Here is a 23,970-nt window from a genome sequence, read left to right as displayed (position 1 = left end):
CGTGGGGTACGACGTCCAGCCCTTCCAGATCCACGTCCCGGACGCCGACCTGGCGGACCTGCGCGAGCGCCTCGAGCGCACGCGCTTCCCGCAGGACTTCGGCAACGACGACTGGCGCTACGGCTACAACACCTCCTACCACCGCGAGCTGGTGCGGTACTGGCTGGAGGAGTACGACTGGCGCGACGTCGAGCGGCGCATGAACGAGCTGCCGCAGTACAAGGTCGACCTGATGGGCGTGCCGCTGCACTTCGTGCACGTCAGGGGCACGGGGAAGAACCCGTCGGTGCCGCTGCTGCTGCACCACGGCTGGCCCTGGACCTTCTGGGACGTGCGCAAGGTGATCGGCCCGCTGACCGACCCCGCGGCGCACGGGCTCGACGACTCCCTGTCCTTCGACGTCGTGCTCATCTCCCTGCCCGGGTACGGCTTCTCCTCGCCGCTGACCGACACCGGCTGGAACTGGTGGCGCACCGCGGACCTCGAGAACGCCCTCATGAAGGACGTGCTGGGGTACGAGAGGTACGCCACGGCCGGTGGTGACTGGGGCGCGCTGGTGGCCCAGCAGCACGGGCACAAGTACGAGGACGACCTGATCGGCGTCTACACGCACTTCCCCGCCCAGATGAGCCACTACCTGCCCGAGCACCCCGACGCCCCCGCGTCGGTGCAGTACGACCCGCTGCTCGGCCTGCCCGCCGCCAGCGAGTACGGCGAGGGCGAGGAGGGCTGGTTCGAGCGCGGCAAGCTCTTCGTGCAGCACGAGTCCGGCTACGGCGAGATCCAGCTCACCAAGCCGCAGACCCTGGCCGCGCTGTTCGCCGACTCCCCCGCCGGGCAGCTCGCCTGGATCACCGAGAAGCGCTACTTCTGGGGCCTGGCCGAGCGCGGCGAGGGCACCGAGAGGTTCGAGGCGGTCTGGCCCAAGGAGGACCTCGTCACCACCGCGGCGGTGTACTTCCTCACCAACACCGGCGGCACGTCGTCCCGGTACTACTGGGAGTGCCGCGGCAACCCGTGGAAGCCCTCCCACGACAGGTTCCCCGTGGTCGGCGCACCGACCGCGGTGAGCATCTACCCGGGCGAGATCTACAAGCCGCCGCGCACCTTCACCAACGCCTACTTCAACCTGAAGCAGTACCGCGTCCACGACGACGGCGGGCACTTCGCCCCGCTGGAGGTCCCGGACACGTACGTGGCGGACGTGCGCGACTTCTTCGGCTCGCTCGTCGGGTAGCCGAGGTCAGCGGCAGTCAGCGGCAGTCAGCGGCAGTCAGCGGCGGGGCAGCCCCAGCTCGCGCCGCAGGGCGGCCTCCTCCACGCGGCCGGTGTACAGGCGGCCGTCGACGAACAGCGTCGGCGTGCCCCTGACACCGGCCGCGCCGCCGTCGGCGTAGTCGGTCTCGACCGCCTCGCGGTGCCGCTGGGCGCCCTGGCCCACCACCGCCGCCGGGTCGGCCAGCCCGGCGCGCTCGGCGAGGGCCACCAGTGCCGGGTCGGACAGGTCCGCCTGGTGGCGGAAGAGCAGGTCGTGCAGCTCCCAGAACCGCCCCTGCGCGGCCGCCTCCTCGGAGGCCAGCGCCGCGGTGAGCGCGAACGGGTGCTTGGTGAACAGCGGGAAGTGACGGAACACCAGCCGCACCCGGCCGTCGGAGCCGTCGACCAGCGCCCTGAGCACCGGAGCGGCGGCGGCGCAGTACGGGCACTCGAAGTCCCCGTGCTCCACCACGGCCAGCGGTGCGTCGCGCTCGCCGTACACGTGCCGGTCCCAGCTCACCGGCGCACGCTACCCCCGCGGCCGGTGCCGGTGGGCCGAGCGGGTGCCCTCACCGGTCAGCGCTCAACGGGTCGGGGCGCACGGCCGATGTGCGGGGCGAGGACCTCCTGCGGGCGAGGTCCACCAGACCCGCGACAGCTCGGAGTGCCACCCATGACCACCGGAGTCCAGACGACGGACGAGGCCGCCGCCCCCGAGGAGGAGGCCGGCCCCAGCATCGGCGACCTGCTCGAGCTGGTCGACCAGCTGGCTGCTCGCCGTCCGGTCGCCGCCCGCGTGGTGGCCATGACCGACGACGACTCCGTCGGCTCCAAGGAGCTGGCCGGCACCCTCACCGCCGACGTCGCGCTGACCACCCGCGTCATGAAGCTGGCCAACAGCGCCTACTTCGGCCTGGGCGGGCGCGTGCGCACCGTGACCTTCGCGGTCACGGTGGTCGGCTTCTCCACCATCCGCGCCATGGCGGCCACCGCAGCCGCCGGCCTGGACACCGACGACGTGCTGCCCGCCGACTTCTGGCCCCGCTCCAAGGCCACCGCGGTGGCCTGCAGCTCGCTGGCCCCCCTGTTCGGGGTCCCCGCCCCTGACGCGTTCTGCCTGGGCCTGCTCTCCGGGCTGGGCCAGGCGATCCTCATCCAGCACGACCGCGACGGCTACCAGGTGCTGCTCGAGCGCGAGGACGTCGCGGCGGGCGGGCGCCGGGCGCTGCTGCTGGCCGAGCAGGAGGTGCACGGCTTCCGGCACACGCAGGTCTCGGCCGCCGCCCTGTCCGCGTGGCGCTTCCCGCGCGAGTTCACCGACGCCCTCGACCTCGTCGACGACCCCTCGGGGCGCAGCTCCACCACGCCGTGGTCGCGGTGCCTGGCCACGTCCATCGAAGCGGCCGGCCGCCTGGTCTGCCCCGACGCCCCGACCGTCGACGTGCTGGGGCTGTCCGAGGGCTCGGTCACCGAGGACCGGCTCGCCGCCATGATGCCGAAGCTCCACGAGGCCGTCACGGCCTCCGACTGGTGAGCCGCCGCGCAGCAGGCGCCGCCGACCTCGTCACCGGCGTCGTCGCTGCGGCGTGCGCTGCCGCCGCGCTGCTGCTGCACGCCTTCCGCCCTGTGCCGGCACCCATGGCGGTCACGGCCGCCGTGGTCCTGTTCACCGCCACCGTGGTGGGGGTGCTGCGCACCGGCGACCAGCTGCGCCGGTCCCAGCGCCTCGCCCAGGACCTCACCACCGCCGCCGCCCTCGACCCGCTCACCGGCCTGCCGGACCGCACCGTCCTGCAGGCCGCCCTCGAGACCGCCCTGGCGCGCGCGGAGACCACCCCGGAGGACGAAGAGGACGAGGGCGGCTCGCTGGTCGCCCTGCTGCTCGCGGACCTGGACGGCTTCCACGAGGTGAACGGCCGGTACGGGCCGGTGGCCGGTGACGCGCTGCTGCGCCGCACCGCGGAGATCGTGCGGGCCAACGCCCCGGGGGGCGCCCTCGTGGCGAGGACCGGCGGCGACGAGTTCGCCGTCCTCCTCACCGGCGAGGACGCCGCCCGGGCCCGCCTGGTGGCCGACGGCATCGCCGCGGCCGTCACGCCGCAGGCCCCCGTCAGCGTGGGCCTGGCCTGGGCGGACCCGTGGGAGGAGGTCCCCGACGTCGACGGCACCGACGGCGCCCTCCTCGACCCGGCCCACGAGGTGCTGCGGCGCGCCGAGGTGGCGCTCTACACGGCCAAGGCCGCGGGGGGCGGTGTGGGTCTGTTCGACCCCGGCCACGACCTCGCGGTGCGCGAGCGGGCGCTGCTGGCCGACGAGCTGCGCGCGGCGCTGTCCGAGAGCGGCCAGCCCGACCGCGGTGCGACGGCCCAGCTGGTGGTGCACTACCAGCAGCAGGTGAGCACCGCCACGGGCCGCATCGGCGGTCTGGAGGCGCTCGTGCGCTGGCGCCACCCCCGCCACGGCCTGGTGGGGCCGGAGACCTTCCTCGGCATCGTCGAGGAGCAGGGCCTGGTGCGGCGGCTGACCGAGCACGTGCTGCGCACGGCGCTGCTGGACGCCCGCGACTGGCACACCGCCGGTCACCGGCTGCGGATCGCCGTCAACGTCTCCCCCACGTGCCTCACCGACGCCTCGTTCGTGCCGATGGTGGACGCCGCGCTGCGCGAGAGCGGGGTCGAGGCGGACCTGCTGGTGGTCGAGGTGACCGAGACGGTGCTCATGTCGGAGCCGCAGCAGGCGCTGGCCACGGCCCGGCGGCTCCGGGCGCTCGGGGCGCAGCTGTCCATCGACGACTACGGCACCGGCTACTCCTCGCTGAGCTACCTGGCGGACCTGCCGGCCACCGAGCTCAAGCTGGACCGGGCGTTCACCATGCGCGTCCTGACCGACCCGGGCATCGCGGCGATCGTCGCCTCCACCGTCGACCTCGCGCACCGCCTCGGGCTGCGCCTGGTGGTGGAGGGCGTCGAGGACGAGGCCGTCCTGGCCGCGGTCGTCGAGGCGGGGTGCGACGAGACGCAGGGGTACCTGCACGGCCGCGCCGAGCCGGCCGCCGAGGTGGCGCGCCGGCTGGGCATCAGCCCCGCGCCGCCGGCTGCTCCCGCTCAGCAGCAGGAGCAGGTGCCTCGCTGACCGTGCCGCTGACCGTGCCGCTGACCTGGTGCTCGGCGCGCAGCAGCGCGATGGCCGCCTCGAAGTCCTCCAGGGAGTCGAACGCCTGGTAGACCGAGGCGTATCGCAGGTAGGCGACCTCGTCCAGCTCGCGCAGGGGCGCCAGCACGGCCACGCCCACGTCGTGCGCGTCCACCTCGGCGCGCCCCGCGGTGCGCACCGACTCCTCGACCTGCTGGGCGAGTCGGGCCAGCTGGTCGGCGGTGACCGGGCGGCCCTGGCAGGCCTTGCGCACACCCGCGATCACCTTGTCGCGGCTGAACGGCTCGGCCACCCCGGAGCGCTTCAGCACGGTGAGGCTGGCGGTCTCCGACGTCGAGAAGCGCCGCCCGCAGCGCGGGCACTGGCGGCGCCGGCGGATCGACTGGCCGTCGTCCGAGGTCCGCGAGTCGACCACGCGCGAGTCCGCGAACTGGCAGAACGGGCAGTGCACCGCTCCAGGCTAGGGGGGCCGTCACGCTGCGTGCAAGGCTGGTGGTTCGCTGGGAGGATGACTGGGTTGAAGGTGACCGTCGTCGGCGCCGGCTCCACGTACACCCCCGAGCTCGTCTCCGGGCTGGCCGCGCAGCGCGAGCACCTGCAGGTCGACGAGCTGGTGCTCTTCGACGTCGACGGCGCCCGCCTGGAGGTGGTGGGGGGCCTGGCGCAGCGGATGCTCGCCGCGCAGGGCCTGTCCGTCACCACCTCGCTCACCACCGAGCGCGACCGCGCCCTCGACGGCGCCGACGCCGTGCTGCTGCAGCTGCGCGTCGGCGGGCAGGCCGCGCGCCTGGGCGACGAGACCTTCCCCGGCGCCTGCGGCTGCGTGGGGCAGGAGACCACCGGCGCCGGCGGCGCGGCCAAGGCGATGCGCACGGTGCCCGTCGTCCTGGAGATCGCCGAGGAGGTGCGCCGCCGCAGCGCGCCCGGCGCGTGGGTCGTCGACTTCACCAACCCCGTCGGCATCGTCACGCGCGCCCTGCTGGACCACGGCCACCGCGCCGTCGGGCTGTGCAACTACGCCATCGGCGTGCAGCGGTGGGCCGCGAAGCTGCTCGGCGTGGACGTCACCGACCGCGAGCAGCTGCGCCGGGTGGCCGTGGACCCCGCCGGCCTGAACCACCTGTCCTGGACCCGCCGGGTGCTGCTGGACGGCGAGGACGTGCTGCCGCGCATCCTCGCCGAGCACCTCGACGACGTGGTCGCCCAGTACCCGTTCCCGCCGGAGCTGGTGCGGCTGGCCGGGGTGATCCCGTCCTACTACCTGCACTACTTCTACGAGCACGACCGCGTGGTGGCCGAGCAGCGCAGCGAGCGGCCGCGCGCCGCCGTGGTCGCCGACCTCGAGGCCGAGCTGCTGCGCGCCTACGCCGACCCCGCCCTCGTCACCAAGCCGGCGGCGCTGGAGGGGCGCGGCGGTGCGTTCTACTCCGAGGCCGCTGTCGACCTGCTCGCCTCCCTCCTCGGGGACCGTCCCGCGGTGCACGTGGTGGACGTGCGCAACTCGCTCGACGGCGAGCCGGTGGTCGCGGGCCTGTCGGTGGACGACGTCGTCGAGGTGCCCTGCGAGGTCAGCTCCTCCGGCGGCGGGACGGTGCGGCCGCTGCCGCAGCCGCCGCTGGCCCCCGAGGCCCGCGGGCTGGTGCAGGCGGTCACCGCCTACGAGACGCTCATCGCCCGCGCCGCCGTCACGAGGGACGACGACGACGTGCGCCGCGCCCTGCTGGCGCACCCGCTCGTGGGCCAGTGGGACCTCGTCGAGCAGCTGCTGCCGGGCGTCACGCGAGACGCGTCCCGATGACGGACCTGGCGTCCGGGCTGCTGCTGGGCGTGGACGTCGGCGGCTCGAAGACCGCCGTCGCCGTCGCGGACACCGGCGGGCGGGTGCTCTTCTCCGGGCGCGGGCCGGGCGGCTCGCCCGACGAGCTCGGGGAGGAGGGCTGCCTCGACGTCGTCCAGGAGGCGCTGGCGGCTGCCGGCGCCCCGAGGAGCGGGTACGCGGTGGCCGCGCTCGCCGTGGCCGGCGTCGACCAGCCCGACGAGGAGGTGGCGCTCGCCGAGGTGGCGCGCGAGCGCGAGCTCGTCGCGGGGCCGGGCGAGGGCGGGGTGCTGTCGGTGGTGAACGACCTGTTCGCGGTCCTGCGCTCCGCCGCGGGAGAGCCGCGGGGCGTCGCCGTCATCGCGGGCACGGGCACCAACGCGGTGGGGCTGGACGGCGAGCGGACGGTGCGCTTCCTCTCGCTGGGGCCGGTCTCGGGCGACTGGGGCGGTGGCACCGACCTGGGCGTGGCGGCGCTGGGCGCGGCGTGCCGCGAGGAGGACGGGCGCGGTCCCGCCACGGCCCTGACCGCCGCCGTGCGGGAGCAGTACGGCACGGCGAGCGCGCACGAGGCGGTGCTGGCGCTGCACCGCGGTCAGGCGCCGGCCGGGTCGGAGCGGCACCTGGCCCGTGCGGTGCTGGCCGCGGCGGACGCCGGGGACGCCGTGGCCGTGGGCCTCGTGCGGCGGCTCGCCGAGGAGGTGGCCGACTTCGCCGCCGCCTCCGCGTCCCGGCTGGGCCACCCGCTGCACGAGCTGCCGGTGGTGCTGGGCGGCGGGCTGCTGCACGCCCGCGCGCCGCGGCTGACCGCCGAGGTGCGGGCGGCGCTGCTGGCGCGCGACCCCGCCGTCACCGACGACCGGATCCGCTACACCGAGGTGGCACCGGTGGTCGGCTCCCTGCTGCTGGCGTTCGACGCGCTGGTGGCCGCCGGGTCGCTGCCCGCGAGCGCCCGCCCCACCCCCGCCGCGCTGGCGGACCAGCTCTAGGTCGCCGCCGGAGGCGTCCCGTCGGGCATGCAGATGTCCCCCACCACGGCGCTCAGGGAGCTCCCGGCCGACTTCTGCATGCTGGTCGGGACGCTCAGCGCCGCTGGCCCTCCTGCGCCATCGCCGCCAGCAGGGGGCGCAGGCGGGCGACCACCGAGTCACCGGTCGGCCCGAGCAGGGAGGCGTCCAGCGCATCGAGGGCGCTGGCGCCGGTGGGCAGCGCCGGGTCCGGCGGAGGCGGCAGCGGGCGGCCGCGCCAGAACGACGCGTCCGCCGGCAGGGGCCCGCCGATCGCCGCCCTGCGCGTCGGCGCGCTGCCGTCCTCGGCCCCGTCCAGCGCCGCTCGGCGCTCGGCGACCAGCGACAGCAGGCCGTCCCTGTCGACGCCGCGCAGGCGCAGGACGGTGAAGGGGTCGTCGTCGAGGCGCTCGGCCAGCAGGTAGACGACCGCGGCGGCGTGCTTGCAGGGCTCGACGAGGTCCGGGCAGGTGCAGCTGGTGCGCAGGTCCGACAGCGAGCGCGGCAGGAGCACCAGCCCGGCGTCGAGGCAGAGCTGCTCGAACCCCTCGGGCAGCGTCCCCCCGAGCACGGCGGTGAGCACGGAGGGGTCGGCAGCGAGCGCGTCGGCCAGCTCGGCGCGGGTCTCGGCGTCCCACGTGCCGAGGGTGAGCACCACGTCGTAGGGCTTGGTGCGGCTGCCCTGCACGGTGGCGTCCACCCGGCCCGCGGTGCGCGTGCCCGGCGTGCCGACGTCGAGGTGCACCACCTGCCCGGCGCGCGCGTAGGTGCGCCCCCGCGACAGCCGACCGGGACCGGCGGCCTCCTCGACGGCGTCGGTGAAGCGGCGCCCCCACCAGGTGGTGGCGAACGCGCCGCGCTTGGAGCGGGGCCTGATGCCGTCGGCCTTGATCCTCGTGCCCGGCGGCCAGGAGGAGTCCCACGCGGTGGTCCCCGAGCGCCCGGGGGGCCCGGCCATCAGTCGCCCACCGCCTCGGCGCCCAGCCGGACGAGGTCGTGCAGCTCGTCCGTGCTCAGCTCCGTCAGCCAGCTCTCACCGGACCCCCCGTCGGCGTCGGTGGAGCGCACCACCGAGGAGGCGAGGTCGGCCTTGCGGGTCATGAGCTCGTCCACGCGCTCCTCCACCGTCCCCACGCACACGAGCTTGCGCACCTGCACCTGACGCGTCTGCCCGATCCGGAACGCCCGGTCGGTGGCCTGGGCCTCCACGGCGGGGTTCCACCACCTGTCGACGTGCACGACGTGGTTGGCCGCGACGAGGTTCAGACCGGTGCCCCCGGCGCGCAGCGAGAGCAGCATGAGCGGGCTCGCGCTCCCCTCGGAGAACCCCACGACCATGGCGTCACGGGCCTTCTTGGACACCCCGCCGTGCAGGTAGGGCACCTCCACCCCGTACCGCTGCTGCAGGTGCGGGACCAGCAGCGCTCCCAGCTCGCGGTACTGCGTGAAGAGCAGGGCCTTCTCACCGTCGGCGACGACGGTGTCGAGCACGTCGTCGACCAGGGCGAGCTTGCCGGAGCGGTGCTGCCCGCGGCGCAGGAACGGCGAGCCGTCGGCGAGCAGCTGCGCCGGGTGGTTGCACACCTGCTTGAGGCGGGTGAGCGTGGCGAGCACCAGACCGCGCCGCTGCTGCTTGTCGCGGTGCTCCTCGGCCTCCTTGATCCTGGCGAGCATCTCGTCGACCACGGCCTTGTAGAGGGCCGCCTGCTCGGTGGTGAGGTTGGCGCGGACCACCAGCTCGAGCTTGGCGGGCAGGTCGGGCGCCACGCCGGGATCGGTCTTGGTGCGCCGGAGCACGAACGGCCGGGTGAGCGTGGTGAGCAGCTGGGTCGCCCTCTCGTCGCCGTGCCGCTCCACGGGCACGCTGAACCGCTCCCGGAACCGCGTGGCGCTGCCGAGGACACCGGGGTTGGTGAAGTCGACGACGGCGTGCAGCTCGGCCAGCCGGTTCTCCACCGGCGTGCCGGTCAGAGCGATCCGCTGCGTGCCCTGCGGCGGGTGCGGCGCCCCCGCCACCTGGCGCACGGCGCGGGCGGCGCGGGTGCCGAGGTTCTTCACGTGCTGCGCCTCGTCGAGGGCCACCCGGCGCCACGCGACGGCGGCGAGGTCGTCGGCGTCGCGCGCGACCAGCGGGTAGGTGGAGAGCACGAGGTCGCTCCTCCCCGCTGCCGCCAGCAGCTCCTCGCCGCGCAGCCGGTCCGGGCCGTGGTGGGTGTGCACCCGCAGGTCAGGCGCGAACCTGGCGGCCTCGCGCTCCCAGTTGCCGACCACGGACATCGGGCAGACGAGCAGGGTCGGGCCCGGCGCGACGCCGGGAGCCGCCCGCTCGCGCTCCGACAGGAGCAGCGCGAGCAGCTGCACCGTCTTGCCCAGCCCCATGTCGTCGGCGAGCACCCCGCCCAGGCCGTGGGCGTCGAGGAAGGCCATCCACGCCAGCCCCCGCTCCTGGTAGGGCCGCAGCTGCGCCTGCAGCCCGGCGGGCGCGGGCACCGGCGCGAAGGTGCGCTGCTCCCCGGACAGCAGCGCCCCGAGCGGCCCGTCCCCGTCCAGGGACACCAGCGGCGCCGGCAGGCTCCCCGAGGCCAGCTGCCCCAGCACCCCGGTCAGCGAGGTGAGGGAGGACTCCTGGTGCACCGAGCGCCGCAGGAAGCGCAGCGACCTCTCGATGGCGTCGGCGTCGACCTGCACCCACTGACCGCGCAGCTGCACCAGCGGCGCTCGCTGGGCGGCGAGCACCGCCAGCTCGGCCTCGTCCAGCTCGACGTCGCCGAGGACCACCTTCCAGTCGACCTCGACGAGGTCGGTCCTGGCCAGCGACCCCGGCGCACCCACCGCGGCGGGCACGTCGGAGGTGCCCTGCGGTGCCGGCCCCTCGCCGGGGCGGCGGGCCCGCACCGACAGACCCACCTGGGGGCGCAGCCAGCGACCCGGGAGGGCGACGGCGAAGCCCGCCCCCACCAGCGCGGGCACCCCGTCGGTGACGAGGTCGACCACCTGCTGGGCGTCGAGCTCGGCGTCGGCGTCGGGCGAAGCCCCCAGCTCCAGCAGCGCCGGGTGCACCGCGGCGGCCCGGCCCAGCTCGGCGACGGCGAACGCCCACGGGTCGAGGTCGCCGTCCCAGTCCTGGCCCCACTCACCGCTGACCCCGCGGCGCACCTCCCCGGGCGTGGCGACGGCGCTGGGGTCGTCCAGCGAGCGCAGCCGCACCTGCAGCGTCCACGGCTCGTCCTCGTCGGCGGGCTCGGCGACGCGCAGCAGCAGCTCCGCGGGCTGCGTGGTGGCGCTGGCCCGCCAGCGCTCGGCCCGCGCCGCGAGCTCCACCAGGGCCCGCGCCGGCGCGTCCGGCCCGACCGGCTCACCGGTGCGCAGCGAGGCCAGCCACGCCGAGCCTGCGTCCGCCACCCCACCGGGCGCGGACTGCCCGGACGACGCCAGGGGCTCCGGCAGCGCCGCCGCGAGCTGCGCGCCGACCGCGGCGGTGAGGTCGGCGACGACGGCGGTCACCAGCTCCTCGGCGGGCCGGCCGATGCGCCCGTCGTCCTCGGCGCGGGCCGCGGGGGGCGCGGCGGCGGCAGCGGCGCTGCACCAGCGCCGCCACGCCCTGTCGACCAGGGGGTGCCAGCGGCCCCACCACTCCCCGTCGGCCTGCTCCAGGCCGGGCACGAGCAGACCGGCCCGCGCCCGCGCGTCGGCGGCCGCGGCGAGCCCCGCGAGCCAGCGCAGGTCCTCGCCGACCTCCAGCGGCCACGGCAGCGCGGTCCCCTCCCCCGCCTGGCGGTGGAGCTCCAGCAGCACGGGCAGGGCGCGGTCCGGTCCGAGGACGACGGCGGGCAGGCGCTGCAGCGCCAGGCCGCGCTCTGAGGGCAGCTGCAGCTCCACCGTGCCGCGGGCGCGGGCCACGAGGGCGTGCGCCAGCCGCGGCAGCGGCCCCGCGAGCGCCTCCCGGACGGCCTCGGCGTCCGAGCCGGTGAGCGGCAGGCGCGCGGGTGCCTCGGCCCACAGGCACAGGGCACCGCGCCGCGCCCAGACGCCGTGGACCGCGAGCACCCGACGGACTCTAGGCGGCGGCGGTGACAGCCCGGTCCGGGGATGCGGGACTGTCGGCCCGTCGTCAGGTCCGCGTCAGGTCGCCTCCCCTACCGTGGGTGCCCGTGCCGGCAGGCGTCGACGGAGTCGCCGGGCCGCCGGCGTCACCGTGTGAGAGGGATCGTCTGACGTGGAGTGGTGGCACGCCGTCCTGCTGGGGGCCGTCGAGGGGGTCACGGAGTTCCTGCCGGTGTCCTCGACCGGCCACCTGACGATCCTCGAGAAGCTCCTCGGCTACACCATCGACGACCCCGACATCACGGCCTTCACGGTGATCATCCAGTTCGGGGCGGTGTTCGCGACCATCCTCTACCTGCGCCGCGACATCCTGCGGCTCGTCGCCGCGTTCCTCGACGGGCTGCGCTACCGCGAGGCGCGGCACAACGCCGACTGGCGGCTGGCGATCGGCGTCATCGTGGGGTCGATCCCCATCGGTGTGGTGGGCCTGCTCTTCTCCGACGTCATCGAGACCACGCTGCGCAGCCTGTGGGTGGTGGGGATCGCGCTCATCGGCTGGAGCTTCGTCATGCTGCTCGCCGACCGCACCGCCAAGCAGGACCGCCCCGAGTCGAGCGTGACCTGGAAGGACACGCTGCTCATCGGCACCGTCCAGTGCCTGGCGCTCATCCCCGGCATCTCGCGCTCGGGCGCCACCATGTCCATCGGCCTGGCGCTGCGCCTGGACCGGGTCACGGTGACGCGCCTGTCCTTCATGCTGTCCATCCCCGCGCTGACCGCCGCGAGCTTCTACCAGGGGTACAGCGCCTTCCCGCAGATCTCCTCCGGCATCGGCTGGGGGCCCACGCTGCTGGCCACCGCGGTGAGCTTCGTGGTCGCCTACCTCACCGTCGACTGGCTGCTGAAGTTCATCGCCCGCCACAGCTACTCGGTCTTCATCGCCTACCGCGTCGTCGCGGGAGCCGTCGTGCTGGCGCTGGTGGGCACCGGGGTCGTCTCCGCCACCTGAGGGGTGGCACCGTGGGGCGGGTGACCACGCCGACCACCCTCCTCGCCGACGCCGCCCGGCTCCAGCCGGACCTGGTCTCCCTGCGCCGCACCCTGCACGCCGCCCCCGAGGTGGGCCTGCAGCTGCCGCGCACCCAGGCCACCGTGCTGGAGGCGCTGGCCGGCCTGGGCCTGGAGGTCAGCACCGGCCCCGCGGACAGCGCGACCACGGGCGTGGTGGCCGTCCTGCGCGGGGGCGCCGTGCCGCCGGGAGGCGAGCGGCCCGCGGTGCTGCTGCGCGGCGACATGGACGCGCTGCCCGTGGTCGAGGCCAACGACCTGCCCTACGCCTCCACCAACGGCGCCATGCACGCCTGCGGCCACGACCTGCACGTGGCCGGGCTCGTGGGTGCCGCCCGCCTGCTCGCCGAGCACCGCGAGGAGCTCGCCGGGGACGTCGTCCTCATGTTCCAGCCGGGCGAGGAGGGCTTCGGCGGAGCGAAGATCATGGTCGACGAGGGGGTGCTCGGCGCCTCCGGCGCGCACCCCGTCGCCGCGTACGGCGTGCACGTGGCCCCCGGCCCGCGCGGGGTGTTCAGCACCCGCCCCGGCCCGCTCATGGCGGGCTCCAACCAGCTGCACATCACCGTTCACGGCGCCGGCGGGCACGGCTCGCGGCCCTACGTGGCGCTCGACCCGGTGCCCGCGCTGGCCGAGGTGGTCACGGCGCTGCACACGATGGTCACCCGCCGGTTCGACGTCCACGACCCCGTCGTGCTCTCCGTGACGCAGCTGTCGGCCGGCGAGGCGCTCAACGTCATCCCGCCCTCCGCGACGCTGGGGGCGACGGTGCGCACCCTGTCGGCCGCCTCGGTGGAGAGGCTGCGCGTGGAGACCGCGCGGGTCGCCCAGGGCATCGCCTCGGCCCACGGCTGCACCGCCGAGGTCTCCTTCGACGTCCAGTACCCGGTCACCGTCAACGACGCCGGCGCGGCGGCCACCGCCCTGGACGTCGTCAACGGGCTGCTGGGCGAGGGCCGGGGGACGGTCATGACCGACCCGCTCATGGGCTCGGAGGACTTCAGCTTCGTGCTGGAGCGGGTGCCCGGCGCGTTCCTCTTCCTCGGCGCGAGCCCGGACGGCGTCGACCCGGCGACGGCGGCGTGGAACCACTCCCCGCTGGTGCTCTTCGACGACGCGGTGCTCGGCGACCAGGCCGCCGCGCTGGCCGCGATGGCCCTGCACCACCTAGCCCGCTGAGCGCGCTCCCTCGACCGCACCGTCCCAGGCGCCGGTGACGGCGCCGGTCACCACGGCCGCGGTCTGCTGGACCAGGCGCTGGGAGCGCTCCTCCACGCCGCGGGTGTCGACGCCCGGCACCGTCACCCGCGGCAGGGCGAAGGCCAGCAGGACGACGACGATCGCCGCGAGCACGAGCAGCGTGAACGCGGTGTGGGTGAGGGATCGGACGGCGCGCACGGTGACCTCCTGCTGACGGGACGTACCGGACATTCCACACCGCCGACCTGAGGACGGCCTGAGGAGGCGGGCCCGGGAGGATGCGCGGGTGCGCATCGTCGTCATCGACCCGAACCTCCCCGCGGTGGCCGCCGAGCTGGAGGCGGCCGTGCGGGCCGTCGCACCGGAGGCGGAGGTGGCGTGGCACCCCCGGTTCGACAGGGCGGCGGTGGCGCGCGACCTGCCGGGCGCCGAGGTGCTGGTGGCCAGCCGCTACACCGCGTCGCTGGTGCCGATGAGTTCCTCGCTGCGCCTGCTGCAGTGCCCCGCCGCCGGGCTGGACGCCATCGACACCGCCGCGCTGCCCGCCGGGGTGCTCCTGGCCAACACCGGCCACCACGAGCGCAGCATCGCCGAGCACGTGCTGGCGGGCGTCGTCGTCCTGCGGCGGCGGGTGCGCGAGCAGGACGTCGCGCTGCGCGAGCGCGGCGAGTGGGCGTCCTCGACGTTCGACGCCTCGCTGCCGCTGCCGGTGGGGCTGGACGGCGCGCGGGTGGGCTTCGCGGGGTTCGGGGCCATCGGCCGGGCGTGCTGGGCGCCGCTGCGGGCGCTCGGCGCGGTGGGCGCTGCGGTCACGGGCAGCGGCCGGCTCGACGCCGCCGCGCACGGGCTGGCGTGGGCCGGTGGCGCGGACCGGCTCGATGAGCTGGTGGCCGGGTCCGACGTCGTCGTGCTCTCCGCTCCCCTCACCGACAGGACGCGGGGGATGGTCGACGCGCGGCTGCTGGAGCTGGCGCCGTCCGGGGCGGTGCTGGTCAACGTGGGGCGCGGGCCCCTGGTGGTGGAGGAGGCGCTCTTCGAGGCGCTGGCGTCCGGCCGCCTCGGCGGCGCGGTGCTGGACGTGTGGTGGAGCTACCCCGGCGGCGGTGCGGCCGGCGGGTCGGGTGCGTCCGGCACCGGGGCGGGCGCGGGCCCGGTCACGGGCGCTCCGGGGCGGTGCGACTGGGGGTCGCTGCCGAACGTCGTCGCCTCACCGCACAGCTCCGGCATCACGCGGCAGACGCTGCTGGCGCGGGTGGCCGACGTCGCGGAGAACGTGCGACGGCTCAGGGCCGGGGGACCNNGGTCCCCCGGCCCTGAGCCGAGGCGGTGCGGGCAGGGGCGGCTCAGCCCTTGAGGCCGGTGCCCGCGACGCCCTCGATGATCCGGCGCTGGAAGATGAGGAACAGGACGACGAGCGGCAGCGCACCGAGGATGGCGCTGGCCTGGATGTCGGCGTAGCGCTGGCCGAAGGAGCCCTGCACCGTGGCCAGGCCGACGGGGATGGTCATGAGCTCGGGGTTGGAGACCACGAACAGCGGCAGGATGAGGTTGTTCCACACCCCGACGAACGTGACGATCGCCATCGCGGCGATGACCGGCTTGCTCAGGGGCATCACCACCTGGCGGTAGATGCGCCAGTAGCCGGCGCCGTCGATGCGGGCGGCCTCCTCGAGCTCCTTGGGCAGCCCGTCGAAGAACTGCTTGAAGACGAAGACGGCGATGACGGCCGGCACCTGCGGGAAGATCACGGCCCAGTAGGTGTTGAGCAGGGCCGCGGCGTCGAGCATCTGGAAGATCGGCACCACGAGGACCTGCGGCGGCACCATGATGCCGAGCAGCATGAGCACGAAGACGAGGTTGCGACCCCGGAAGCGCAGCCGGGAGAGGGCGTACCCGGCCATCGAGGCGAACAGCACCGTCAGCACCGTGGTGACGGCTGACGTGAGGAAGCTCGACAGGTACCAGTTCCAGATGTCGCCGCTGGCCAGCAGCGTGGTGTAGCTCTCGAGCGTCGGGCTGGTGCTGGCGATGACCTCGCCGGCTCCGAGCGCGGCGGTGGCGTTGCTCGACAGGGAGGCCTTGAGCGCGTACAGGCTCGGGATGAGCCAGATCACCGCGAACACCACGAGCACCACCGTGGTGATGATCGTGAACGTCCGGGTGGAGTCCTTGCCGGCCGCCGCGGGCACCACGGCGGCCGGGGCGGCGGCGGAGACGCCGTTGCGGGTGGTGGTGTTGGTGGCCATCTCAGGCGCTCCTCTCCGAGCGGCGCTCCATCAGCTGGCGGGCCACGGCGATGACGATGATGACGATGAACAGCAGCACCGAGGCCGCGGACGCCGCGCCGATGCGGTTGTCGGTGAAGCCGACGTTGGCGATGAGGGTCAGCGCCACCTGGGTGGAGATGCCCGGGCCGCCCTGGGTCATGAGGTAGACCTGGTCGAAGATCTTCAGCGAGGCGATGATCTGCAGGAGCACCACGAGCGTCGTCGTCCTGCTCAGCAGCGGGATGGTGATGAACCGGATCTGCTGCCAGGGGGTGGCGCCGTCGGTGGCGGCCGCCTCGTACAGCTCCCGCGGGATGTCCTGCAGGCCGGCCAGGTAGAGCACGAAGTTGAAGCCGATGGTCCACCAGATGGTGGCCACCGCGATGCCGACCATGGCCAGCGACGGGTCGGCCAGCACGGCCGTGGGCGACAGGCCCACGAGCTGCTCCAGCCACGGCCACAGCCCGGTGTCCGGCGTGAAGATGTACACCCAGATCAGGGAGATCGTGGCCGAGGGCAGCACGTAGGGCAGGAAGAACGCCAGGCGGAAGAACCACTGGCCGCGCTGCACGCGGTTGGCCAGCACCGCGATGACGAAGCTCAGCACCACCAGCGGCGGGGTGGTGTAGATCGTGAACTGCAGCGTGTGCCACATCGAGGACCAGAAGTCCTCGCGGCCGAACATCTCGGCGTAGTTGGCGAACCCGGCGAAGCTGCCCAGGCCGCCCTGCACCAGCGAGGTGTTGAAGAAGCTGGAGACGATCATGTAGATCGTCGGGGCGATGAGGAACAGCAGGTAGAAGAAGGCGAACGGGGCGACGAAGAGCCACCCGGCCTTCGCGTCGGTGCGGCGGACGCGCGGGGTGTCCTGCGGCGGCGTCGCCGAGGGTGCCGGCGCGGCGGTGATCGAGGTCATCGTCGGCTCCTGTCAGGCGTTCGAGGACGTGCCCGCGACCGGGCTGGGGGTCTCCAGGTAGGTGCGCAGCTGCACCTTGATGGCGTCGAGCGCCTGCTGCGGGGTGGCCAGCTGCTGCTGCACCAGACCGATCTGCGACCCCACGGTGTTCTCGAAGGTCGAGCCCGAGCCGGAGTACCAGCCCGGCGGGTCGTACTTGGCGATCTCCGCAGCCGCGGCGTAGTCGGCCTGCGGCTCGAGGGCCTTGTACTCGGCCGACTCCAGCGTCGCCGTGAGCGCCGGGACGTGGCCGCCCTCGGCCCAGGTGAGGGACTGGTCGAGCAGGGACTTCACGAAGCCCATCGCCAGCTCCTTCTGGGCGTCCGTCCTGTCCATCTTCGGGAGGATGAACGTGTGGGAGTCGCCCTGGGCGGCCGGCACGTCGAAGATCTGCGGGATCGGCACCATGCCGAACTCGAAGCCCTCCACGGACTGCGCGGTGGTGATCTCCCACTCGCCCTGGGTCTGGAAGCCGACCTTGCCGGTGAACAGCTGGGTCCCGGCGCCGGCGTAGTCGACGGTGGGGGTCAGCAGGCCCCGCTTGGCGAGGTCGCCGATGTAGGCCATGGTCTCGAGGGCCAGCTCCTCGTTGACGGTGAGCTGCTGCCCGTCGTCGCCCAGGAAGTCGGTGGCGCCGTCCATCTGCCAGTACAGGGTCTGGAACAGGCGCCAGGAGCCCGAGGTGTCGCCGACGTTGGACGCCGACCACGCCGCTCCGCCCGTGACGCCGGCGATGGCGGTCAGCGCCGCCTCGAAGGCCTCCTTGCCCTGGATGGGCGCCAGCTTGCCGTCGGCGTCGAGGAGCCCGGCCTGCTGGCAGACCTGGGAGTTGAAGAACAGCACGTAGGGGTGGGTGTCGAGCGGGATCGTGTAGTAGCTGTCCCCGACCTTGCCGGCCTCCCACACCGACGTCGTGAAGGAGGAGCTGGACAGCCCGGCCAGGCCGAGCAGGTCCTCGGTGATCGGCTCGAGCAGCCCGGCCTGCGCGAGGATGGTCGCGCGGGTGGCGTGGGCCACGGCGACGTCCGGCGGCTTGTTGCCGAGCGTGGCCAGCACGACCTTGGTGTAGTACGGGTTGCCCCAGGCGAAGGTGGCCGCGGTCAGGGAGTCCTGCGACCCCTGCTGCCTGCGGTACTCCTCGAGCATGGTCTGCAGGCGGGCGCCGTCTCCGCCGCCGAACAGGTTCCAGAACGTGACCGAGTCGGGGTTCAGCGGGGTGCCCGCCACCCCGGCGGCCAGGGGTGAGCCGCAACCGGCCAGCCCGCCGGTCAGGCCCAGGGCCCCCAGCCCGGCCAGTCCCCCGGCCAGCACCTTCCGCCGGCTCGGGTGCTGCTCAGGCAGCCTCGTCGTCATCGTCGACCTCCTCGTCGTCCGCTGAGCCGGAGTCTGCATCGTCGGCCCGTGATTTGCAACGATGGAAACGCAACCGTTGCGAGCGCGACGGGGCGTGGCACACTCCGGGCCGTGGCAGAGACGGCACACCTCCCCCGAGCCAGCGCCCAGACCGGGGAGCACCCGCGGCCCCAGCTGCTGCGAGAGCGCTGGACCGACCTCGACGGCACCTGGCAGCTCGGGCTGGTGCCCGCCGGAGCCCCCTCCCCCCGGGGCCTGTGGCGAGGCTCCGACCTCACGCAGCGGGCGGGCTTCGAGCGCGACGTCGTCGTCCCCTACCCGCCGGAGAGCGCGGCGTCCGGCGTGGGCGAGCAGGGCCCGTTCGCGGAGCTCTGGTACCGCCGCGGCCTGCGCCTGCGCGACGTCGCGGGCGCCGAGGCGCTCGGGGAGGGAGCGCGGCTGGTGCTGCGCTTCGGCGCGGTCGACCACGGCGCCCGGGTCTGGTTCGACGGGCAGCTCGTGGCCGAGCACACCGGCGGGCAGACGCCGTTCTCCGCCGACGTCACCGAGCTGCTCGACGCCGACCAGCTGGACCTGGACCTCGAGCACGTGCTCGTGGTCCGCGCCGTCGACGACGCCCGCGACCCCGAGCTGCCCCGCGGCAAGCAGGACTGGCACGACGCCCCCCACGCCATCTGGTACCGCCGCACCTCCGGGATCTGGCAGACGGTGTGGGCCGAGGTGGTGCCCGCGGTGAGCATCGAGCACCTCACCTGGACCACCGACCTGACCGGCGCGACCGTGCACCTGGTCGCGGAGCTGTCGAGCACCCCGGTGGAGCCGGCCAGCCTCGCCGTCCGCCTCTCCCTCGGCGCTGACGGCGACGAGCGCGTGCTCGCCGAGGCCGTGGTCGCCGTGCCCGGACCCGCCGAGCGAGGGGGCCCGCGCGTGGAGGTGGCCCTCGCGGTGCCGCTGCTGCGGCACGGCCAGGAGCGCGAGGCGCTGCTGTGGAGCCCGGAGCACCCGCACCTCGTGGACGCGCAGGTGCGGCTGCTGGCCGGCTCCCCGAGCTCCCCCGGCGACGAGCTCGACGCCGTCGCCAGCTACCTGGGGATGCGCTCGGTGGGAGTGGGCGCCGGGCGGCTCATGCTCAACGGCACGCCGCGCACGCTGCGCTCGGTGCTCGACCAGGGCTGGTGGCCCGACACCCACCTGGCCGCCAGCGCCGAGCGGCTGCGCACCGAGGCGCAGCTGCTGGCCGACCTCGGCTTCGACTCCGTCCGCATCCACCAGAAGGTGGAGGACCCGCGGTTCCTGCACTGGTGCGACCGCCTCGGCATCACGGTGTGGGCCGAGACCGCCAACGCCTACGCCCACACCGCGCGCGCGGTGTCGCTGCTGACGGCGGAGTGGCTGGAGGTGGTGCGCCGCGACGCGAGCCACCCCAGCGTCGTCGCGTGGGTGCCCCTCAACGAGAGCTGGGGCGTGCAGGACGTCGCCGCCTGCGCCGGGGAGCGCGCGTACGCGACGGCGCTGGCGGCTCTGACCAGGGCGCTCGACCCGACCCGGCCCGTCATCAGCAACGACGGGTGGGAGCACACCGACTCCGACGTGTGGACCGTGCACGACTACACGGACTCCGGCCAGGTGCTGCTGTCCCGCTACGGCTCCCCGGAGGCCGCCGCGGCGCTGGTGGGCGTGCCCTCGCCGTCGTCGCCCTCGGCCCGCGTGACCGCCAACGGGCGGCGCCTGAGGGTGGCCGGGGGCGCCCGGGGCGGCGACCTGCCCGACGAGGAGCGGCCGCTCGTGCTCAGCGAGTTCGGCGGGGTGAGGTTCACCCCCGGCTCCTCGGCGCCCGAGGGCGCGACCTGGGGCTACTCGACCGCCTGGGACGCCGACGACTTCGCCCGCCGCCTGGGCGACCTGCTGGGCGCGGCCAACGCCTGCGTCGAGGCCGGCGGGCTGGTCGGGTGGTGCTACACGCAGCTGGCGGACACGCTGCAGGAGGCCAACGGCCTGGTCACCGAAGACCGCACGCCCAAGCTGCCGCTGGCGCAGCTGCGCGGGCTCGTCACCGGCGAGCTCACCGGCGAGCTCACCGGCGAGCGCGGCTGAGCGCTCCGGTGCGCAGGGTCTTCCTCGCCGACGGGGTGAGCAGCAGCTGCCCGGCGAAGCCGATGACCAGCGCCACGAGCACCCCGAGGTTCGCGAAGGTCCAGTCGCCGCTCTTGCCCCCCAGGCCGAGCGGACCCATGAGGTAGCCCTGCCAGCCGAGCCAGGTGGCGCTGGTGTTGACCACCAGGCCCCAGCCGACGGCGGTGGCGAGCAGGAGCACGGCCACCGGGCCCCAGCGCACCGAGCCGTAGGGGCCGGCGGGGTCGAAGAGCGCGGCGTCGTCGTAGGCGCCGGAGCGGCGGACCAGGTCGGCGATGGCGGCCCCCGCCCACGCGGCGATCGGCACGCCGAGGGTGATGAGGAAGCCCTGGAACGGGGTGAGGAAGTCGGCGGAGACGAAGACCACGTACACCGCGCCGGCCACCATGAGCGCGCCGTCGACCAGGGCCGCCACCCAGCGCGGGGCGGGCAGGCCGAGGGAGAGCAGGGCCAGGCCGGAGGAGTAGATGTCGAGCACGGCGCCGCCGACCAGCGACAGCACGGCCACCAGCGCGAACGGCACGAGGAACCACACCGGCAGGCCGGAGGCCAGCGCGCCGATGGGGTCGGTGCTGGCGCCGTCGTAGAACTCGGTGGAGGAGGCGGCGAGCAGCATGCCGAAGACCAGCAGCACCAGGGGCGCCGCGGCGCCGCCGAAGGTGGTCCACCAGACCACGCCGGGCCGCGAGGAGTGGCGCGGCAGGTAGCGGGAGTAGTCGCCCGCGGCGTTGACCCACCCCAGGCCGAACAGGGTCATGGTGAAGACGGTGGCCCCCACCAGGGCCTGCCAGGAGCCGCTCGGCATGGCGGCGAAGGCGGACCAGCTGAGGTCCCCGGCCCGCAGCGCCAGGAAGACCAGGGTCAGCACGCCCGTCACCACGGTGATGACCGTCTGCAGTCGCATGATCGCGTCGAAGCCGAGCACCCCCGCGCCGACCACCAGCAGGACGACGACGACGAGCGCGACCGCCTTGGTGACGGCTCCGCCGCCCCAGCCGAGGGTCGTGAACACGGTGGCGGTGGCGAGCGCGGCCAGGGACACGAGCACGGTCTCCCAGCCGACCGTGAGCAGCCAGCTGACCGCCGAGGGCAGGCGGTTGCCGCGGACGCCGAAGGCTGCGCGGCTGACCACCATGGTCGGCGCCGACGCCCGCGTGCCGCCGAGGGCCACCAGCCCGCACAGGAGGAAGGAGGCCACCACGCCGACGACGCCGGCGAGCAGCGCCTGCCACCAGCTGAGCCCGAAGCCCAGCACGAAGGCGCCGTTGGCGATGCCGAAGACCGAGACGTTGGCGGCGAACCAGGGCCAGAACAGGCTGGAGGGCTTCCCCTTGCGCTCGGACTCGTCGATGACGTTGAGGCCGTTGACCTCCACGCGCGACAGCGAGGGCGTCGCGGTGGCGGGAGCGGCGTCGGGGGGCAGCACGTCGGAACCATAGGCGCTGGTGGGGCGCCCAGCAGTGCTGGACGGGCCTCCGCACGGCCCGCGGCGCGCCCGTCGAACGCCTGTTTGAGATCCGCGTCATCGATCCACTACGCTGCGTCCGTGGCGACGACCGCCCCCAAGGGCTCCCCCACCCGCACTGACGACCTCACCAGCCGCCAGCGCGCCGTCCTCGACACCATCCGCGAGTCGGTCTCCAGCCGCGGCTACCCGCCGAGCATGCGGGAGATCGGCAAGGTCGTGGGCCTGCACAGCCCCAGCAGCGTCGCCCACCAGCTGGTGACCCTCGAGCGCAAGGGCTACCTGCGCCGCGACCCGAACCGCCCGCGCGCCATCGAGGTGGTCGACGCCGCCCGCACCTCCGGTCGAGCGGCCGGGGAGCCCGCGGCCCCCGCGGTGCCGGACAGCGAGGAGACCGCGTTCGTCCCGCTGGTCGGCCGCATCGCCGCGGGCGCCCCGCTGCTGGCCGAGCAGGAGGTGGAGGACGTCTTCGCCCTGCCCCGCCAGCTGGTCGGCGAGGGCGAGCTGTTCACCCTGCGCGTCGTGGGCGACTCCATGGTCGACGCCGCCATCTGCGACGGCGACTACGTGGTGGTCCGCCGCCAGCCAGTCGCCGAGAACGGCGAGGTGGTCGCCGCCATGATCGACGGCGAGGCCACGGTCAAGGTGCTGCAGCGCCGCGAGGGCCGGGTCTGGCTCATGCCGCGCAACGAGGCCTTCTCGCCCATCGACGGCACCGAGGCCACGGTCCTGGGCCGCGTCGTCACGGTGCTCCGCTCGCTCTGAGGCGTCACTCGCCTCCGAAGAGCTTCGGGATCTGCTGGCTCATGGTCAGCACGGTCGCCGTCCCGTAGATGAGGATGGCGGCCACGAGCAGCGCCAGCCGCACTCCCTTGACGCGCAGCGGCGCCGGGAGCAGCTTGCGGTTGGTGGCGATGAGCAGCGCCGAGTAGATCGTCATCATGAGCCCGCCGACGGTGGCGGAGACGACGACGAGGGCGATCGGCTGGTCGAAGCCGACCAGCAGCACCACGCAGCCGATGGCCACCAGGCCCCAGGTGAGCCAGAAGTAGATGCGGCTCTCGTCAGCGCCCCTGAGGTAGCTGGTCTTCAGCACGTCCGCGGCCATGCGGCTCGTGTAGTCGGTGATGCCGAGGGCGGCGCCGAACAGGGAGAACGCGCCGATGATCCAGAAGAACACGCCGAACCAGTCGCCGACGGCCTCGGCCAGCTGCTCGCCCTCCACCCGCACGAACTGGATGTCGTTGGGCAGGTCCTCCAGGCCGAAGACGGTGGAGTAGGCCAGCAGCGACGTGAAGAAGATGGACACCACGGTGATGGCGACGAAGGTGCTGAGCTGCTCGATGTTGGCGAAGCGCCACCAGCCGCGCCAGCGCCGCAGGTTCTCCTCGCCCTCCGGCCCTTCGGTGCGGAAGACGTAGCCGGTGCTCGGCACGGCCTCGGGCTCACCGGTGACGGGGCTCTGCAGGCGCGGGACGTAGTGGCCCATGCCGAAGCCCTTGTCGCGGATCCAGTTGGACTGCACGAGGTTCTGCCCGCCGCCCGCGCCGGCGAAGATCATGGCGCCGAAGAGCGTGGCGAAGCCGAGCTCGGCAGCCGGGAAGGTCGCCTCCGTGACGATGGTGGGCACGTCCCGCCAGGCGGTGGCCGTGATGGCGGCGAAGGCGCCCACCACGAGCAGCAGCAGCACCGCCGCCACCTTGACCATCTGGATCTTCTCCAGCGCCACGTACACCACCGGGGCGAGCGTGAGGATGAGCCCGATCGCCACGAGCAGGCCGATGGCGATGTACCGCGGCGTCCCGCCGGTGAGGAAGCTGATGAGCGTCGCCGAGCTGGTCGCCCACCCCGGCCAGAGGTTGGCGCCGTAGGTGAGGATCGCGAAGACCAGCCCCCAGTGCGGCCAGAACCGGCTGAAGCCGGTCACCGCCGTCTCGCCGGTCGCCAGGGCGTACCGCTCGATCTCCATCGTCACGAAGAACTGCGTGACCACCCCGACCACCGCCGCCCACACGAACACCAGCCCCACCTGGGAGGCGATGAACGGGAACAGCACGAACTCGCCGCTGGACAGGCCCACGCCGGCGGCGATGATGCCCGGACCGATGAGCGGGAGCCACCGGCTCGGCGGCTTCGGGAGCTCGCGGACCTCCGGCACCGCGAGCTTCGACCCGCGGAACGGGTCCAGGACGGTGGTGGCGCTCGGCCCGCGCTGGCCGGCCGCGTCGTCGCGGGTGGACATGCGGCCACCG

The 23,970-nt window shown here is 74.4% G+C and carries 19 protein-coding genes and 1 pseudogene; 10 read left to right on the top strand and 10 right to left on the bottom strand.

Features of this window, described 5'->3' with window-relative positions; genetic code table 11:
* Window position 1 precedes the first annotated feature (1 nt).
* Window positions 2-1,237, top strand: coding sequence for an epoxide hydrolase family protein (locus tag FHN55_RS18200; protein WP_139713769.1), 1,236 nt, complete (start codon window positions 2-4; stop codon window positions 1,235-1,237).
* Between the two features lie 36 nt (window positions 1,238-1,273).
* On the opposite strand, the gene FHN55_RS18195 is transcribed toward FHN55_RS18200, so the two are convergent.
* A complete protein-coding gene (locus FHN55_RS18195; RefSeq protein ID WP_139713767.1) occupies window positions 1,274-1,777 on the bottom strand; it encodes a DsbA family protein in 504 nt (167 codons plus the stop codon).
* A gap of 153 nt (window positions 1,778-1,930) precedes the next feature.
* Between FHN55_RS18195 and FHN55_RS18190 the strand changes: the two genes are divergently transcribed.
* On the top strand, window positions 1,931-2,791 hold the full coding sequence (locus FHN55_RS18190) for an HDOD domain-containing protein (RefSeq protein WP_180357936.1): 861 nt from the start codon (window positions 1,931-1,933) through the stop codon (window positions 2,789-2,791).
* On the top strand, window positions 2,788-4,389 hold the full coding sequence (locus tag FHN55_RS18185; protein WP_139713764.1) for a bifunctional diguanylate cyclase/phosphodiesterase: 1,602 nt from the start codon (window positions 2,788-2,790) through the stop codon (window positions 4,387-4,389). Before FHN55_RS18190 ends, FHN55_RS18185 begins: the two co-directional genes overlap by 4 nt.
* Here the strand turns inward: FHN55_RS18185 and nrdR are convergent.
* Entirely contained in the window at window positions 4,334-4,861 is a 528-nt protein-coding gene (nrdR, locus tag FHN55_RS18180; RefSeq protein ID WP_139713762.1) for a transcriptional regulator NrdR, read from the bottom strand. The genes FHN55_RS18185 and nrdR overlap by 56 nt on opposite strands.
* 66 nt (window positions 4,862-4,927) lie before the next feature.
* Here nrdR and FHN55_RS18175 point away from each other — a divergent pair, with 66 nt between their 5' ends.
* Window positions 4,928-6,208: a 6-phospho-beta-glucosidase gene (locus FHN55_RS18175; RefSeq protein ID WP_139713761.1), complete on the top strand. Its 1,281-nt coding sequence runs from the start codon at window positions 4,928-4,930 to the stop codon at window positions 6,206-6,208.
* A complete protein-coding gene (locus tag FHN55_RS18170) occupies window positions 6,205-7,215 on the top strand; it encodes an N-acetylglucosamine kinase (RefSeq protein WP_139713759.1) in 1,011 nt (336 codons plus the stop codon). The genes FHN55_RS18175 and FHN55_RS18170 overlap by 4 nt, the downstream gene beginning before the upstream one ends.
* A 94-nt stretch (window positions 7,216-7,309) precedes the next feature.
* Here FHN55_RS18170 and FHN55_RS18165 read toward each other — a convergent pair whose 3' ends face one another.
* On the bottom strand, window positions 7,310-8,191 hold the full coding sequence (locus tag FHN55_RS18165) for an SWIM zinc finger family protein (protein ID WP_139713757.1): 882 nt from the start codon (window positions 8,189-8,191) through the stop codon (window positions 7,310-7,312).
* Window positions 8,191-11,280 (bottom strand): DEAD/DEAH box helicase, encoded by a 3,090-nt coding sequence (locus FHN55_RS18160; protein WP_139713755.1) that lies wholly within the window; start codon window positions 11,278-11,280, stop codon window positions 8,191-8,193. The genes FHN55_RS18165 and FHN55_RS18160 overlap by 1 nt, the downstream gene beginning before the upstream one ends.
* A 169-nt stretch (window positions 11,281-11,449) precedes the next feature.
* Here FHN55_RS18160 and FHN55_RS18155 point away from each other — a divergent pair, with 169 nt between their 5' ends.
* The gene (locus FHN55_RS18155) at window positions 11,450-12,286 is read left to right on the top strand and encodes an undecaprenyl-diphosphate phosphatase (protein WP_139713753.1); all 837 of its coding nucleotides are present in this window, start codon (window positions 11,450-11,452) and stop codon (window positions 12,284-12,286) included.
* A gap of 20 nt (window positions 12,287-12,306) precedes the next feature.
* Window positions 12,307-13,524, top strand: coding sequence for a M20 family metallopeptidase (locus FHN55_RS18150; RefSeq protein WP_139713752.1), 1,218 nt, complete (start codon window positions 12,307-12,309; stop codon window positions 13,522-13,524).
* On the opposite strand, the gene FHN55_RS18145 is transcribed toward FHN55_RS18150, so the two are convergent.
* Complete coding sequence (locus tag FHN55_RS18145; RefSeq protein WP_139713751.1) at window positions 13,513-13,743, bottom strand: hypothetical protein; 231 nt, start codon at window positions 13,741-13,743, stop codon at window positions 13,513-13,515. The genes FHN55_RS18150 and FHN55_RS18145 overlap by 12 nt on opposite strands.
* Before the next feature lie 88 nt (window positions 13,744-13,831).
* On the opposite strand from FHN55_RS18145, the pseudogene FHN55_RS24325 reads away from it, so the two are divergent.
* Window positions 13,832-14,844, top strand: a pseudogene (locus FHN55_RS24325) (NAD(P)-dependent oxidoreductase); the annotation flags it as partial.
* A gap of 44 nt (window positions 14,845-14,888) precedes the next feature.
* On the opposite strand, the gene FHN55_RS18135 reads toward FHN55_RS24325, so the two are convergent.
* From FHN55_RS18135 to FHN55_RS18125, 3 genes are read right to left on the bottom strand one after another with little or no spacing between them, the layout of a single operon-like run.
* Window positions 14,889-15,791 (bottom strand): carbohydrate ABC transporter permease, encoded by a 903-nt coding sequence (locus tag FHN55_RS18135; RefSeq protein ID WP_139713749.1) that lies wholly within the window; start codon window positions 15,789-15,791, stop codon window positions 14,889-14,891.
* 1 nt (window position 15,792) lies between these two features.
* Window positions 15,793-16,728 carry a carbohydrate ABC transporter permease gene (locus FHN55_RS18130; RefSeq protein WP_139713748.1) on the bottom strand — a complete coding sequence of 312 codons (936 nt, stop codon included), beginning with the start codon at window positions 16,726-16,728 and terminating at the stop codon, window positions 15,793-15,795.
* A 12-nt stretch (window positions 16,729-16,740) separates the two neighbouring features.
* Complete coding sequence (locus FHN55_RS18125) at window positions 16,741-18,120, bottom strand: extracellular solute-binding protein (protein WP_139713746.1); 1,380 nt, start codon at window positions 18,118-18,120, stop codon at window positions 16,741-16,743.
* 111 nt (window positions 18,121-18,231) lie between these two features.
* Here FHN55_RS18125 and FHN55_RS18120 point away from each other — a divergent pair, with 111 nt between their 5' ends.
* Window positions 18,232-20,214, top strand: coding sequence for a glycoside hydrolase family 2 protein (locus FHN55_RS18120; RefSeq protein WP_139713744.1), 1,983 nt, complete (start codon window positions 18,232-18,234; stop codon window positions 20,212-20,214).
* On the opposite strand, the gene FHN55_RS18115 is transcribed toward FHN55_RS18120, so the two are convergent.
* Complete coding sequence (locus FHN55_RS18115; protein ID WP_257571115.1) at window positions 20,195-21,679, bottom strand: cytosine permease; 1,485 nt, start codon at window positions 21,677-21,679, stop codon at window positions 20,195-20,197. The genes FHN55_RS18120 and FHN55_RS18115 overlap by 20 nt on opposite strands.
* A 120-nt stretch (window positions 21,680-21,799) precedes the next feature.
* Here FHN55_RS18115 and lexA point away from each other — a divergent pair, with 120 nt between their 5' ends.
* Window positions 21,800-22,483, top strand: a complete 684-nt coding sequence (lexA, locus tag FHN55_RS18110) for a transcriptional repressor LexA (RefSeq protein WP_139713742.1) — start codon at window positions 21,800-21,802, stop codon at window positions 22,481-22,483.
* A gap of 4 nt (window positions 22,484-22,487) precedes the next feature.
* Here lexA and FHN55_RS18105 read toward each other — a convergent pair whose 3' ends face one another.
* Window positions 22,488-23,960 carry an Nramp family divalent metal transporter gene (locus tag FHN55_RS18105; RefSeq protein WP_180357934.1) on the bottom strand — a complete coding sequence of 491 codons (1,473 nt, stop codon included), beginning with the start codon at window positions 23,958-23,960 and terminating at the stop codon, window positions 22,488-22,490.
* Window positions 23,961-23,970 lie beyond the last annotated feature (10 nt).

The organism is Streptomyces sp. NP160 (assembly GCF_006335115.1).
Classification (GTDB): domain Bacteria; phylum Actinomycetota; class Actinomycetes; order Actinomycetales; family Quadrisphaeraceae; genus Quadrisphaera.
The sequence above is the reverse complement of the archived record's forward strand: the minus strand, read 5'-3'. Positions and strand labels throughout refer to the sequence as shown.